Genomic DNA, 13,728 nt, shown 5'->3' with positions numbered 1-13,728 from the left:
CAGGACTCTGAGGGTAGAATTGGTCATGGCGTATCACCTCTGTTAATTGAGATTCTTCGCGGGAATCAATCAGCAGGATACGCCACCTTCTCTATCTCCCCCATACACCAGAAATCACCATAACTCTTTGAATTCGATTGGGATTCTACTGGCAATATTTTCGCGCGATCTAGCCCTGTCTCTATTTTTTCTTACAGAACGTGATGGAGATAGACAATTACGCCTAGTGGGGGGGGGTGAGAGCACACAGACCACCGCGCATAATGCGATTTATATGAAAAATCCCCCGCCAGGCAAACAGACACCTGGCGGAGGACCCCCTGCCCCTGCGGGATTATCGCGGGGGCCAGTTTTCAACATAAATACTGAACATTATGCGCAGTTGTAGTTTGTTGGACAGAACGAGGTGTCAGATCTTGGTTTATCAGGCTGCAGATTCTGGCTATTGGGTTGGCCACTTGGCATGCCATTTAACTTGTTATCTCTCACTTTTTCCTGTTCATTCGTGCAGTCGGTCTAGCGGCTTGTGGTTGGCGCTTTCGTGGCGTTCGCTGTTGCCGGTGTGCAGGTACTTGGAGGTGGTGTCTATGCTGTCATGGCCCGCATCGGCCTGCACATGGGATAGCGGCCGCCCGTTGAGATTGATGTCGTGGGTAATGCCGGTGTGGCGAATGGAATGCGGGGTCAGGTTGCGCATTTCGGCTGAGTCTTGGGCAAAACCGTCTTGCTCAGCCAGGTTCGCGGCAGTCTGGATGACCGTCATGACCAGTTCACGCAGTTGGCGGATCCCGAGATTGGCATTGAGTTCGCCTTGTTCCCGGCCATGTGCGGCGGCCTTGTGGCGCACAAAGAGTGGCGTCTGTTCATTGGGTGCCGGCAATGGCGACAACCCCAGGAAGATCCGATAGCGCTCGAGGGCCTCCAGTAAGGCATGGGATACCGCCACTGTGCGCCGCTTGCCGCCCTTGCTGCGTGGAATGTAATACCCCCAGACGCCGGTTTTGCCATCGCGGCGAAACTGGCCCATGACGGGTGTGAAGCCTGGTCTGGCGGCCACTTCCGAAATGCGCAGATAACAGGCGTACATCAGGCTTATCAGGAAGCGGCTGCGCTCGTGCTGATCCGGTGATCCGGTTGCCAGTCGGTCGGCCGCCTGCATGACGTAAGACCATTGCAGCTCGCTGAAGGCCTGGCTCTGATCATCGGGCTCCTGCTGGACCGGTCGCTTGACTCGCTGCAGCAGCAGTGCCGGATTTCTGTCCATGTACTCTTCCTGGATCAGAAACTGGAAGAAGGCTGACAGGATGGCGAGCTTGGTTTTCATTGCTTGCTCGCTGAGGCGGTATGGCAGTTCGCGGCCCAGCTCCCGTTTGCCAAGAAACGGTCGCCACAAGGGGTTGGGCAGCCGTTCTCCCCACTCCTTGTCGAGAATGAACTGCGCCACGTTGCGGTAGGCAATCAGCTGCTCTGGCGGTGCCTGGCAGTAGTCGAGGTAGCGCATCATGATGCGCCGGGTCAGATCTTTCGGGCTGATAGCCAGCGCGCTGAAACACCAGTGCAGAAATGTCGTCAACTCGCTGCGGTAGGTTTTGTAGTTGTTCTCGTTGTGGCGCTGTTCCAGCAGCCAGTCGACCGCCAGTTCGTAGATGAGCCCCGCATCGGGTACGTTGTTCAGGCTGAGGTTGGCCAGATACTGATTGACTTGGGGATTGCCCGCCTCCAGGTGAGCCAGGCCATCAAACAGCGGCATGGCGGGCGGAAGTAATATAGAGGTCATGGTGGTGCTTGCTTGGTTCATGGGATGGAGGCCGGTAGCCTCGCTCAAAAGTTGATGCCGATAAATGGGGTTATCGGCATCACTGTGTGACGAATGATCAGGGCTTGTATGAGGCCGAATCGTCCGTTGCAACCGGTTTGCACCCCACTCTGACGCTATTCAATGGATATGCACCTCTGTTGGAAAATTCTCGGGGTAAATAGCCGTAAAAATGATTTTTAATGCTACATATGTGAATGGTTTTCAAGGGCTCCCTTGGGATAAGGTTAACCCAGCATCCCTCCTGCGCCCCTCAGGCCACGCTTTTAAGCGATTTTCCCTTGGGCTTGTCGGCATCGGTCTTCTCTGCAGCCTGTTGTGGCTCCTCTTTGGGGCTCCCCTGCCCCTTGCCACCGCGCAGCACGTTTTGCAGTACATCACGCTGTTCGGCCAGGTAGAAGGCCAGGCTCTCCTGCTGTTCCGGTTCGAGAGTGACAGGAGCCCCCGCCAGCAGGGTCATTAACTCATCGGCGGTATCCAGCAGTTTGTCATAGGCATCTGCCTCTTTCTTGCTGGCAAAGGTCATCTTCTCCACTCCCCCACGCACGACAACATATTTGATCTCAACGGCCATAGTGGCGTCCTCCTCATGATAGTGAACACAAGTATATGTATGGATATACAGTATTGCAAATAACCCTGCCCAAGGGGCTTTTATCATGGTGGTCTGACCCATTACGCGGCCGTTATCACATTGATGAAAGGGTCATTTGACATCCACTTGACGCAAGTCGGATGATGGGCTCATGACGATAACAAGACAACTGCTCATACTGCTGCTGGTCGAAGTGACGCTCCTCGGGGGCATCGCTCATCTGGCCATTGGTCTCTCTCCCCTGCTCTCCTTGCTGTTTGTGGTGCTGGCGCTATTAGGGCTGCGCTGCCTGGTGGTATTGCTGACCTGGGGTTTCTCCCGTTTCTACCCTGTTCCCGCCATCGGTCTGCGTGCCTGGCTGCACATGGTGATCAGGGAGATGTTCGCCTATCTGCTCACCTTCACTGGGTTGCTGCCGTTTGAGCGGCTGCTGATGGCGCCTGACAGGCTCCGTCCTTCTCCCCTGCCCCTGTTGCTGGTACATGGTTACGGCTGCAGTCGCGGGATCTGGCGGCTGCAGCGTGCCCGCCTGGAAGCTGCTGGCCACGTGGTCGCTACCGTGACCCTGACCCCTCCCTTCGGTCATCTCGATGACATGGTCCCCCTGCTGGCCAAGCGGATCGATGAGGTGCTGGCCGCCACCGGCGCCGCTCAGCTGGTGCTGATTGGCCACAGCATGGGCGGGCTGGTGTGCCGTGACTACCTGGCCCTGGCCGGTGGGGCCAAGGTGGCGCAACTCATCACCTTGGCGACCCCGCATCAGGGCAGCCAGCTGGCTGCCATGGGTCTTGGAGACAACGCACGGGAGATGGAACCCGGCTCCGGATGGCTGCAGCGTTTCGCCGCAGTGCCGCTATGTGTGCCCGGGATTTCGGTGCGCACCAGTCATGACAACTTTGTGCTGCCCCAGTCCCGTCAGCGCATGGAAGGCATGGAGGACATCGAGATCTCGGCCCTTGGCCATCTCTCCCTCATCTACTCGCGCCGCACCACGGCCCTGCTGCTGACCCTGCTCGCTCGCCCCCGGCTACAAACAAAAAGGGCCTGATTGCTCAGGCCCCGGTTTATTTCACGCTTTCTGATATCAGAAGTGAATGCCCTTGATCAGGGTCGATACTGCCATCTGATCTGCTGAGGCCTTGGACTCGCCGCCCGCTTTCGGATCCGAGAAGGTGCGGAAGCTGGTGTTCATGATCACCTGAGCCACCCGTGGTGCCAGCGCATGGATCACCTGACCAAATACCCCGAGACGGGTGGCCAGCCGCACATGCTTGTTGATGATAGTGTCGCACACCAGATCGGCGGCCTCTTCCGGCGTCATCATGGGCACCTGCTCATACACCTTGGTCGGCGCCACCATGGGGGTTTTCACCAGCGGCATGTTGATGATGGAGAAGTTGACTCCCTTGTCGGCAAACTCGGACGCCGCGGTACGCACCCAGGCATCGAGCGCCGACTTGGACGCCACGTAGGCGGAGAAGCGTGGCGCATTGGTCAGCACCCCGATGGAGGAGATGTTGATGATGTGGCCCTTTTTCTTCTCGATCATGGTGGGCAGCACCCCCATGATCACCTTGAGGGTGCCGAAGTAGTTGAGCTGCATGGTGCGCTCCAGATCGTGGAAGCGCTCGAAAGAGTCCTCGATGGCGCGGCGGATGGAGCGGCCAGCATTGTTGATGAGGATGTCGACCCCGCCATGCTCGGCCACTATCTGCCGGGTGATCGCCTCCCCCTGCGCGAGATCAGCCAGATCCCCCTGATAGACCTGCAGGGTCAAGCCCAGCTCGGCAAACTCGGCCTGGGTCTGCGCAATCTTGTGCTCGTCCCGGGCAATGGTCAGCACGGTTGCTCCCGCCTCGGCCAGCTTTCTTGCAGTGGCCTTGCCGATGCCGGAGGTGGCGCCGGTGATGAGCACTACCTTGCCCTCGACCCGGCCACGCAGGGTACGATCGATGAACAGCTCGGGGTCGAGGTGACGTTCCCAGTAATCCCACAGCCGCCAGGCATAGCTGTGCAGTGGCGGCACTTCGATGCCGGTCCCTTTCAACACCCGCTGGGCTTCGCGGTTGTCAAAGCGGGTGGGATAGTTGATGAGCCGGAAGATATCCTTGGGCAGACCGAGATCGGCGATCGCCGCATCGCGAATGCGCCGCACCGGCGTCAGCGCCATCAGCATGGTCATCAGATGGCGGGGAATGAAGCTGAACAGGGCCGCATTGATGCGAATGGCGGGCTCGGGTGCATGGGCTGCGCGGGCGAAGGTGCTCAGCATGTCGCCAACTCGCATCGGATGGGAGTCCGTCAGGTGGAACGCCTTGTTGTCCTCTCCCTCCTGGTGGGCGATGTGATCGATGGCATCCACCACGAAGTTGACCGGCACCAGGTTGATGCGTCCTCCTTCGACCCCGATGGCGGGCATCCAGGGCGGCAGCATGCGGCGTAGCTTCTGGATGGTCTTGAAGAAGTAATAGGGGCCATCCACCTTGTCCATCTCGCCAGTGTTGGCATCCCCCACCACTATACCGGGCCGGTAGATGCGCCAGGGGATGGTGCTCTCCTTGCGCACTATGCCCTCGGCCTCGTGCTTGGTCTGGAAATAGGGCATGTCGAGGTGCTCGGCCTCATCGAACATGTCTTCCCTAAACAGGCCGTCGAACAGGCCTGCCACCGCGATGGAGCTGCAATGATGGAAGCAGCGGGCGCCGAGTCGTTCGGCCAGTTGCAAGGCTTGACGGGTGCCCTCGGCATTGACCTGCTGCTGAATGCCCGCCTTGGCGTTGAGATCATAGATGGCGGCGAGATGGAGGAAGTGATCGATCTGGCCGATGAGCGGCTCCTGCTCGGCCACGCTCACGCCGAGTTGCGGATGGGTCATGTCCCCGACGACCGGAATGGCGCGTTGCGCGTCGACGCCCCAGTAGTCCAGCAGAGCGGGTATCCGCTCAAGATGGGCTGCGCGCATCAAAAAGTGCACACGGCTATTTGGGCGCTGCAGCAATTTTTTAATCAGCCGGCGGCCGATAAAACCGCTGCCCCCCGTGATGAAATAGTCCATGGTATTTATTTCCCTTACTGATTGGGCTGTTAGTTGTCGTTAGATATATCACGCTTCAAATGGAAATGTTCATTTGAACATCATCTTCGTGACCCAGACCAAAATTACCACGACTGGCTGTTCCGTTATTAGGTAGAACCCTCTATTTTTTCGCCATAAACTGAGGATGAAAGCTCAGTAATGCCACAACGAATGTACCAAGGTTGTCGTCATTACCTATATCTCACTCACCAGTAAGGAAACAATCATGGCCAAGAAATTGAAAGCGCTGGCAAGCTCGGTGACCGACAACCAGCTCACCTCAACCATCAAGGAATCCACCCAGCAGATCTGGCTGGCGGGCTTGGGCGCCTACGCCAAGGCGCAAGAGGAAGGGGGCAAGATCTTCGAAGCCCTGGTACAGGAAGGCGAGGCATTGCAGACCCGTACTCGTCAGAGCGCAGACGAGAAGATCGCTGCCATGACGGACAAGACCACAGGCACTTGGGGCCGTTTGGAGCAGGTGTTCGAAGATCGTGTGGCCCGTGCCGTCGCCAGCCTTGGCATTCCGACCCGCAAGGATATCGACAAGCTCTCCAAGCGCATGGCCGAGCTGACCGAGGTGGTGCAACAACTCATCGATTCGCAGGATGAAGAGGACGTGCCAGCCGCGGAGCCCAAACCGGCTGCTGCTGCGGCCAAGAAACCCGTCGTCAAGAAAGCTCCGGTGCAGAAAGCTGCCGCAGCGCCCATCGCCAAGGTGAAAGAAGAGGTCAAGGCATTGGCGACTGAGGTCAAGAACGTAGTGGAAGAGGTCAAGGAGAAAGGCGAGACAGCCCTCTTCTAATCTGCCTGGCAACGCCTGATTGGCCTTGCATCATAACCCACCGGCCCATGCCCTCTTGCTGGGCCGGTTTTGCTTGAGAAGGGAGGCCATGTCATGAGCACGATTGCGATTGCCCTCGCCGGAGGGGGCCCTCTGGGAGGGATTTACGAGATCGGAGCCTGCGCCGCCCTGGCCGACAGCATCAAGGGGCTGCGTTTCGAACAGGCTGACATCTATGTGGGGGTCAGCTCGGGGGCCGTGATCGCCTCGGCGTTGGCCAATGGCATCTCCCCCGACAAGCTGGTGCGGATCCTGCTCAGCGACGACAGCGGCGAATTTTTTGATCCCTCTACTCTGCTGCGTCCCGCCTTCGGGGAATACGCGAAGCGGATCTCCTCCTTGCCGCCACTGGCCTGGGAATGTCTGGCCGATTACCTCTCAGCCCCCTGGCACAAGAGCCTGCTTGGCTCCTTGCAAGGCTTGTCCAAGGCGATCCCGACCGGTTTGTTCGACAGTCGCGGGGTGGACCGGATCCTGACCCAGTTCTTCTCTCGCCGGGGTCGCAGCAACGATTTTCGTGAACTCAAGAGCCGTCTGTTTGTCATCGCCACCGAGCTCGATACCGGCCATGCGGTCGCCTTTGGCAGCCCGGGGCTGGATCAGGTGCCCATTTCGGCGGCAGTGCAGGCTTCTGCCGCCCTGCCCGGTCTGTTTCCGCCGTCGCTGATCAATGGCCGCTACTACGTGGACGGGGCCCTCATCAAGACGCTGCACGCCTCGGTGGCGCTGCAGGAAGGGGCCGATCTGGTGTTCTGCATCAACCCACTGGTACCGTTTGATGCTGGCATGGCGAGTGAATACCCTGCCAGTCTGGTGGAGAGTGGCTTGCCGGTAGTGCTGGCCCAGACCTTTCGCGCCATCATCCACTCGCGCATGCACGTGGGGATGGATCGTTACAAGCACCAGTATCCACAGGCCGATGCCTTGCTGTTTGAGCCCTCCCCGGCCGATGGCGAGATGTTCTTTACCAATGTGTTCAGTTACCGGGATCGGCGCCATCTGTGCGAACACGCCTTCCAGCATACCCGTCAGGATCTGTGGCAGCGGCGGGCCGAGCTCGGCCCCATTCTCGCCAAACATGGCCTCGAGCTGGATCTCGGGGCGCTTGCCGATGAGCAGCGCTCCCTGCTGACTCCGGGCACCGGCTCTGTGGCGGCGCTGGATATCTCACTGACCCGGTTGCAACACTGGCTGACCCGCCGCTATGGCGGCAAGGGTCGTCGCCATTCGAAGGAGTAGCATGGACAGCAAACCAAAGCGGCGGACGCGGGAGCGGATCCTGGCCACCGCCCTCGCCCAGTTCAACATGTTGGGCGAGCCGACCGTCACCACCTCCGCCATCGCGGCCGAGCTGGAGATGAGTCCGGGCAATCTCTATTACCACTTTCATCACAAGGAAGAGATAGTCAACGCCCTGTTCGGCGAGTTCGAACAGGAAATGGCCCATCTGCTCGACACTGTCACCCCCCCGCTGGACGAGACGGAAGACATCTGGTTCTTTTTGCACCTGATGTTCGAGCTCATCTGGAAGTACCGCTTCTTCTACTACGACATCAGCACCCTGATGAGCGGCAACCACAAGGTGGAGCTGCGCTTCTCGGCCCTGCTGCGGCGCAAGGAACAGACCGCCGCCGCCATCTGCCACAGCCTGGCCGGCAGTGGCTTGCTGCTGGGCAGCGACGCCCAGATCGGTGCCTTGGCGGCCAATATCGCGCTGGTGGGCACGTTCTGGATCTCCTATCAGCGGGCGTTGCACCCGCGTGCCGATGCTGACATTGCCCTCGGGGTGTTTCAGGTGATGCAGCTGGTGGCCCCTCGCCTACATCCCAATGCCCGTGCCCATCTGGATGCTATCGCCATTCATTACCGCCCGTCTCTTGCGACGAGCGAACAGGATTCCGATTTTTAACAGGGAGAACAACATGACCACTTCACAACCCAAATTGTCCGATTTCACCCCGTTCCCCTGGCCGGAAGCGGCCTATGACTATGCGGGGGCCGGTCTCAAGCAACATTGGGCCCGCCTGCATCAGGGGGATGCCGAGCCCTGGCCTGCCGACAAACAGGTGCAGGCGGCTTGGCGTGCCTACCATGCCGGCGACTTTGGTCAGGCGGTGACGCTGGGACTGGAGGCCGGTGACGCTGGCCTCAACGTGGTGAACAAGGCGCTGGTGATCCATGCCAGCTACCTGCTGGAGGACAAGTATGCCAAGCGGGAGGCGTTCGAACTGGCGGCCAGCAACGCCGAAAGACTGCAAAAGCGTCAGCCCGATAATGCCAACGCCTGGTATTTTCACGCCCTCGCGCTGGGTCGTTACAGCCAGGTGATCTCGGTCTCCAAGGCACTCTCGCTCGGCATAGGTGACAAGATCAAGACCAGTCTGGACAAGGCGCTGGCGCTGGCGCCCGACCATGCGGAAGCGCACATCGCCTTCGGCGCCTGGCATGCGGAGATCATCGACAAACTGGGTGCCATGATAGGCAGCATCACCTATGGCGCCAAGAAGGAGGAGGCCGATCGTCACTTCAAGGCGGCGCTGGCCATCATCCCCCACTCCGCCATCGCTCGCATGGAGTACGCCAACGCCATGGTGATGATGCATGGCAAGAGCAAGATGGCGGCCGCCGAGGCGCTCTACGGCGAGGCGGCCGAGTGCGAGCCGGTGGATGCCATGGAGCGGCTCGATGTGGAAGCCGCCCGTGAGGAGCTGGAGGACGAATAGCCCGGCGGTGCTGCGCAATGAAAGAGGCCAACCCCAGGGTTGGCCTCTTTGTTTCATGTCGGTGGCGTGCCAGAGCGGCTCAGCCGTGCAGCAGCTGATCCAGCATCTCGGGATCGTAGAGCAGATCCGGCTCCATCAGCACCAGCAACAGCAGCTGTTCGAACTCCACGGCGAAGCGCAGGGCAATGAGCTCAGGGTCCGGCACCCGCTTCTTGTCGGTGATGAGGCCGAGCTGCACCTTGTTGTCATAGGAGAGGATAGAGACGCCAACGCCAATGTCACCGGCCTGAGGCACCCAGAACAGGGGCTGGCGCAGGCGGGCACCGGCCAGATAGAGGGTCTGCTGGGGGCCGGGCACATTGGTGATGACGGCGCTGGCCTTGGCCGACAGAATGTCGATGGCTTGTTGCTGCACCGCTCTGGGGGCCATGCCCATCACCTCCAGCAGATTCAGCACCACCGCCGGTTGCAGGGAGGATTTCAGCGCCTGCATCCGATCCCGCACCGCATGGAGCCGCTGCAGCGGGTGCGCTATGTCGATGGGCAAGTTCAGGGCCACCAGCCCGAAGCGGTTGCCTAGGGCCCCCTTGTCGTCGGGCGCGCGCATATTGACGGGCACCAGCGTGCGGATCTCGATGCCATCGACCTCGTCCCCCTGTGCCAGCAGATAGTGGCGAAATGCCCCGGCGGTGGCGGCGATCAGCAGATCATTGACCGAACAACCGAGCACCCGCCCTACTGCTTTTACGTCCGGTAGCGGGATCTGTTCAGACCAGGCCACCCGTTTGGCGCTGCCTGTCTCCCCCTTCAGCCGGGTCTTGGCATCGTCGGAGAGGGTGGCGATGGTGTAGAGTTCGGCGGTCACATCCCGGCCTGTCTTGAGGTAATCCATTGCCTTGGTGGGATGGGTCAGTACCTCGACATATTTGGACCAGAGGGTACCGGTCAGCTTGAGCCCGGCCCGCAGCAGACGGCTGCCTTGATGGGCGTCCTGCTCGTCGTCGTCATGATCGCCGGTAATTGGCTCGGGTTGCGGACGTGGCGCCGGGGTCGGGCTGTCATCCATCATGGTAAGCAGGGCGCGCACCAGGGAGAAGCCATCTCCCATGGCGTGATGAAAACGCACCACCAGCGCCTGCCCGCCGAGGGAGGTATCCACCAGGTGCATCTCCCACAGGGGGCGCTGGTGGTTGAGCGGGGTGGAGGCAAAATCGGCCACCAGCCGCTCCAGCTCCTCCTTGCCAGCTTTGCCCGGCAGGATCACCCGCTTGAGATGCTGGTCAAGATCAAAATCGGGATCGTCGCGCCAGTAGTACTCTCCCCCCTCCAGGCTGGCTTTTTGGTGAAAACGGGGTTGCACGCTCAGAGTGTACAGAAGGCTGGCACGCAGCTGGGCTTCGTCCAACTGACCATCAAACATCAGCACGCCGACGATCTGCATCAAATTGTTGGGCCTGTCCATCCGCAGCCAGGCGGTATCGACACAGGAGATAAGTTCACAGGGTGACATGGTATTTTCCCTACCGTTTCGCTTATTTGTCCGCGGCCTTCTTATGAAAACCACATTATCGATGGCGAACAAACAGGAGTCCTATATGTTGGTGCCAATACGCTTCGATTAATTCTTTCTGTCTGGACAGAACGACACGTAGCGCCGTGAATATTTTATCGCAGAACACATAAACAGCCCGTGCATACCCTCCCGATTTATTGTTATCCGGAGGGTATGTGTCGTTCAATTAATATACAAAGGTGCTAATTCGCAGCTATTGTCGGCGACGGTATTAAGTGAATATTTGAATGCTTGCCCCGGGTTATCCCTGACAGGGACAAGGCAGGCGATGATCGACATATTCGAGGATTTCCTGTTCCAGCACGCTGCGTACCGGCAGCAGCATCAGGCCGAGGCGCACTTCCAGCTGCAGGCTGTTGTCGGTCAGGCAGAGAAAGCCATTGACCCCGGCGCCGCGAAACATCAGCCGGGTCTCCTCTTCATCTTCCCACTCACAGTCGAGTTCGTACTCTTCGCTCATGTCCTGTGCGATGGCTTCGGCGGCGAGCCGTACCCCCGCTAATCCCAAGGGATGCTGGCGGTTGACCTTGATGGTCGACAGGCTGCTGCCGACAAGGGGATCGTATAGAAACATGCTAACTCTCTGAGCGGTGACAACATTTACTGATATTAAACACATGAATCAAACAAGTGAAAGCCATTTGCAACATAATTGGGACTCACTTAACAAAGACGGTTGAGTAAATGCTCCATGCTTTTCTCCTCATTCCCGCTCGCGTTACACTAACAGGCAAAGGCGTACCTGAGTGGCAGCCCCGCTTCCCCCTCAGGGTTCATGCCCTCGTTTTATCTAGCCGCCAGGCCATTCGGTGCAGGTCACCAGAGAGCAGCATATGACCCAAGAGACACACATAGCCGATGACCCGCAAGCGGACGAGAGTACCCTGGGGCGGCTCTATCGCCAGCTCAACCGGGTTGCTTCCCTGCGTGAACAGATGCGCACCCACCCGGAAGATCAGCAAGACCGGGACAGCTTGCGCCAGTGGCAGGCGGATCGGTTGGGCCGCACCCACGGCGATCTGCTTAAGAGCAAACGCTATGGCCCGGCTGCCGCGTTTTTCCTGACGGATCTCTATGGTCCTGGCGATTGTGCCCGCCGCGATGCGGACGTGATGCGGGTGATGCCCACCGCCGAGCGATTCCTGCCGGAGTCCGGGCTCAAGGTGCTGGCGCAGGCGATCGAACTCGATGCCCTCTCCGAGGAGCTCGACTACCTGATGGTGGTGGCGCTACGTCGCAGTGGCGCCATCCATCGGCTGACGGCAGAGGCGTATGCCCTCGCCTATCGGGAGGTGGGTGAACCCGAGCGGCGCGCCCATCAGATAACCCTGGTCACCGAACTGGGGCTCACCCTGGACAGGCTGGCCCGCAAGCCTTTCCTTGGCACCACCCTTAAACTGATGTCGGGACCGGCCCATCTGGCAGGCCTTGGCGAGCTCTTCTCGTTTGTCGACCGAGGCTATCGGGTCTGCCATCAGATGGGGAAAGCCAACGAGTTTCTGGACACCATCGCCAGCCGGGAAAGCGCCATCATGGCGGCGTTGTTTGATGGGGATGCCAGCGTGCTGGATTGACAGGTGGTGCTGGATACTGCAATAAAAAAGCGGGTCCGTGTGGCCCGCTTCTGTTACTGGGGGAAACCTGCGAATCAGATCACCAGCAGATCCATAAAGGCGTGGACCGGCGTGTCGGCCAGCCGCGGGCCATCCTGGCAGAGGGCGAGGATATCCTGTACCCGCTTGGCCGGGAAACGGGTGGCCAGGTTATGCTGGAATTTTTCTACCAACAGCGGGATCCCCTCCTCCCGGCGGCGACGATGGCCGACCGGGTACTCCACCTCTACCTTAGGAGTGTGAGTCCCGTCCTTGAAGAAGATCTGGATGGCATTGGCAATGGATCGCTTGTCCGCCTCCAGATATTCGCGGCTGTAGCGTTTGTCCTCCTGCACCACCATCTTGCCGCGCAGCGCATCGATGCGGGGATCGGCAGCGATGCCATCTTCGTAATCCTCGGCGATAAGGCGACCAAAAATCAGCGGCACTGCCACCATGTACTGCAGGCAATGATCCCGATCGGCCGGGTTGTTGAGTGCCCCCACCTTGCTGATGATGCGAATGGCCGATTCATGGGTGGTGAGTTCGATGCGGTCGATCTCGTCCAGCCGTCCCTTCACCTGACCGTGCAGCTTCATGGCGCACTCCACCGCGGTCTGGGCGTGGAACTCGGCGGGATAGGCGATCTTGAACAGTACATTCTCCATCACATAGCTGCCGTAGCCCTGATGCAAGGCGAACTGGTTGCCCTTGAACAGCACGTCGTAGAAGCCCCACTTGGGGGCGCTCAATACGCCGGGATAGCCCATCTCGCCGCTCATGGTGATCAACGCCAGACGCACCGCGCGGGAAGTGGCATCCCCCGCCGCCCAGCTCTTGCGAGAACCCGCGTTGGGGGCGTGGCGGTAGGTACGCAGGCTCTGGCCATCGACCCAGGCTTGGGAGACCGCATCGATCACCTGATCCCGACTCCCTCCCTGCATGTGGGTCACCACGGCGGTGCTGGCGACTTTGACCAGCACCACGTGATCGAGGCCAACCCGATTAAAGGAGTTTTCGAGCGCCAGCACCCCTTGAATTTCGTGAGCCTTGACCATGGCCGTCAGCACATCGGCCATGGTCAGCGGCGCCTTGCCCTCGGCCACGCGGGTGCGCGACAGCCAGTCGGCGGTCGCCAGAATACCCCCCAGGTTGTCGGAAGGATGGCCCCATTCGGCGGCAAGCCATGTGTCGTTGTAATCGAGCCAGCGGATGATGGTGCCGATGTCCCAGGCCGCCTTGACCGGATCGAGGCAGAGCTGGGTTCCGGGCACCCGTGCACCATGGGGCACGACGGTACCGGGGACTATGGGGCCCAGGTGCTTGGTGCATTCGGGAAAGCGCAGCGCCAGCAGACCGCAGCCCAGGGTGTCCATCAGGCAGTAGCGGGCGGTATCGAGGGCTGCCTGGCTGGTGATGGGGTGGTTGCAGACATAATCGGCAATATCGACCAGCACCTGATCGGGCTCGGGTCTGTGGTTGACGTCGACGTTGGCGGACATCGTGATT

At 59.7% G+C, this 13,728-nt stretch carries 12 protein-coding genes; 6 read left to right on the top strand and 6 right to left on the bottom strand.

Features of this window, described 5'->3' with window-relative positions:
- Positions 1–499: 499 nt before the first annotated feature.
- Positions 500–1,777 carry a site-specific integrase gene (locus GWQ22_RS11585; protein WP_275930396.1) on the bottom strand — a complete coding sequence of 426 codons (1,278 nt, stop codon included), beginning with the start codon at positions 1,775–1,777 and terminating at the stop codon, positions 500–502.
- A gap of 292 nt (positions 1,778–2,069) precedes the next feature.
- Complete coding sequence (locus GWQ22_RS11580; RefSeq protein WP_275930395.1) at positions 2,070–2,390, bottom strand: YebG family protein; 321 nt, start codon at positions 2,388–2,390, stop codon at positions 2,070–2,072.
- A 172-nt stretch (positions 2,391–2,562) separates the two neighbouring features.
- Here GWQ22_RS11580 and GWQ22_RS11575 point away from each other — a divergent pair, with 172 nt between their 5' ends.
- On the top strand, positions 2,563–3,459 hold the full coding sequence (locus tag GWQ22_RS11575; RefSeq protein ID WP_275930394.1) for an alpha/beta fold hydrolase: 897 nt from the start codon (positions 2,563–2,565) through the stop codon (positions 3,457–3,459).
- 36 nt (positions 3,460–3,495) lie between these two features.
- On the opposite strand, the gene GWQ22_RS11570 is transcribed toward GWQ22_RS11575, so the two are convergent.
- The gene (locus tag GWQ22_RS11570; RefSeq protein WP_042037779.1) at positions 3,496–5,466 is read right to left on the bottom strand and encodes an SDR family oxidoreductase; all 1,971 of its coding nucleotides are present in this window, start codon (positions 5,464–5,466) and stop codon (positions 3,496–3,498) included.
- Between the two features lie 247 nt (positions 5,467–5,713).
- Here GWQ22_RS11570 and GWQ22_RS11565 point away from each other — a divergent pair, with 247 nt between their 5' ends.
- The 4 genes from GWQ22_RS11565 (at position 5,714) to GWQ22_RS11550 (ending at position 9,054) form a co-directional block, all read left to right on the top strand.
- The gene (locus GWQ22_RS11565; protein ID WP_275930393.1) at positions 5,714–6,292 is read left to right on the top strand and encodes a phasin family protein; all 579 of its coding nucleotides are present in this window, start codon (positions 5,714–5,716) and stop codon (positions 6,290–6,292) included.
- A gap of 93 nt (positions 6,293–6,385) precedes the next feature.
- Positions 6,386–7,570, top strand: a complete 1,185-nt coding sequence (locus tag GWQ22_RS11560; RefSeq protein ID WP_275930392.1) for a patatin-like phospholipase family protein — start codon at positions 6,386–6,388, stop codon at positions 7,568–7,570.
- Between the two features lies 1 nt (position 7,571).
- The gene (locus tag GWQ22_RS11555) at positions 7,572–8,240 is read left to right on the top strand and encodes a TetR/AcrR family transcriptional regulator (RefSeq protein ID WP_212513178.1); all 669 of its coding nucleotides are present in this window, start codon (positions 7,572–7,574) and stop codon (positions 8,238–8,240) included.
- Positions 8,241–8,253: 13 nt separating this feature from the next.
- The gene (locus tag GWQ22_RS11550) at positions 8,254–9,054 is read left to right on the top strand and encodes a hypothetical protein (RefSeq protein WP_275930391.1); all 801 of its coding nucleotides are present in this window, start codon (positions 8,254–8,256) and stop codon (positions 9,052–9,054) included.
- 79 nt (positions 9,055–9,133) lie between these two features.
- Here GWQ22_RS11550 and GWQ22_RS11545 read toward each other — a convergent pair whose 3' ends face one another.
- Together GWQ22_RS11545 and GWQ22_RS11540 are read right to left on the bottom strand one after the other, a co-directional pair.
- Entirely contained in the window at positions 9,134–10,564 is a 1,431-nt protein-coding gene (locus GWQ22_RS11545; RefSeq protein WP_275930390.1) for a wax ester/triacylglycerol synthase family O-acyltransferase, read from the bottom strand.
- 304 nt (positions 10,565–10,868) lie between these two features.
- Positions 10,869–11,246, bottom strand: coding sequence for a polyhydroxyalkanoic acid system family protein (locus GWQ22_RS11540; RefSeq protein ID WP_108535639.1), 378 nt, complete (start codon positions 11,244–11,246; stop codon positions 10,869–10,871).
- A 214-nt stretch (positions 11,247–11,460) separates the two neighbouring features.
- On the opposite strand from GWQ22_RS11540, the gene GWQ22_RS11535 reads away from it, so the two are divergent.
- A complete protein-coding gene (locus GWQ22_RS11535; protein WP_275930389.1) occupies positions 11,461–12,201 on the top strand; it encodes a hypothetical protein in 741 nt (246 codons plus the stop codon).
- A 74-nt stretch (positions 12,202–12,275) separates the two neighbouring features.
- On the opposite strand, the gene GWQ22_RS11530 is transcribed toward GWQ22_RS11535, so the two are convergent.
- Entirely contained in the window at positions 12,276–13,721 is a 1,446-nt protein-coding gene (locus GWQ22_RS11530; RefSeq protein WP_275930388.1) for a bifunctional 2-methylcitrate dehydratase/aconitate hydratase, read from the bottom strand.
- Between the last annotated feature and the right edge of the window lie 7 nt (positions 13,722–13,728).

The sequence above is a fragment of the Aeromonas sp. 1HA1 genome (assembly GCF_029237385.1).
Taxonomy (GTDB): Bacteria; Pseudomonadota; Gammaproteobacteria; order Enterobacterales; family Aeromonadaceae; genus Aeromonas; species Aeromonas popoffii.
Note: the sequence above shows the minus strand (reverse complement) of the source record. Positions and strands in the feature narration are given on the sequence as shown.

Excerpts from the sequence above, each read along its gene's own strand:
- GWQ22_RS11585 (WP_275930396.1), bottom strand. The coding sequence starts at position 1,777 with ATGACCTCTATATTACTTCCGCCCGCCATGCCGCTGTTTGATGGCCTG.
- GWQ22_RS11580 (WP_275930395.1), bottom strand. The coding sequence starts at position 2,390 with ATGGCCGTTGAGATCAAATATGTTGTCGTGCGTGGGGGAGTGGAGAAG.
- GWQ22_RS11575 (WP_275930394.1), top strand. The coding sequence starts at position 2,563 with ATGACGATAACAAGACAACTGCTCATACTGCTGCTGGTCGAAGTGACG.
- GWQ22_RS11570 (WP_042037779.1), bottom strand. The coding sequence starts at position 5,466 with ATGGACTATTTCATCACGGGGGGCAGCGGTTTTATCGGCCGCCGGCTG.
- GWQ22_RS11565 (WP_275930393.1), top strand. The coding sequence starts at position 5,714 with ATGGCCAAGAAATTGAAAGCGCTGGCAAGCTCGGTGACCGACAACCAG.
- GWQ22_RS11560 (WP_275930392.1), top strand. The coding sequence starts at position 6,386 with ATGAGCACGATTGCGATTGCCCTCGCCGGAGGGGGCCCTCTGGGAGGG.
- GWQ22_RS11555 (WP_212513178.1), top strand. The coding sequence starts at position 7,572 with ATGGACAGCAAACCAAAGCGGCGGACGCGGGAGCGGATCCTGGCCACC.
- GWQ22_RS11550 (WP_275930391.1), top strand. The coding sequence starts at position 8,254 with ATGACCACTTCACAACCCAAATTGTCCGATTTCACCCCGTTCCCCTGG.
- GWQ22_RS11545 (WP_275930390.1), bottom strand. The coding sequence starts at position 10,564 with ATGTCACCCTGTGAACTTATCTCCTGTGTCGATACCGCCTGGCTGCGG.
- GWQ22_RS11540 (WP_108535639.1), bottom strand. The coding sequence starts at position 11,246 with ATGTGTTTAATATCAGTAAATGTTGTCACCGCTCAGAGAGTTAGCATG.
- GWQ22_RS11535 (WP_275930389.1), top strand. The coding sequence starts at position 11,461 with ATGACCCAAGAGACACACATAGCCGATGACCCGCAAGCGGACGAGAGT.
- GWQ22_RS11530 (WP_275930388.1), bottom strand. The coding sequence starts at position 13,721 with ATGTCCGCCAACGTCGACGTCAACCACAGACCCGAGCCCGATCAGGTG.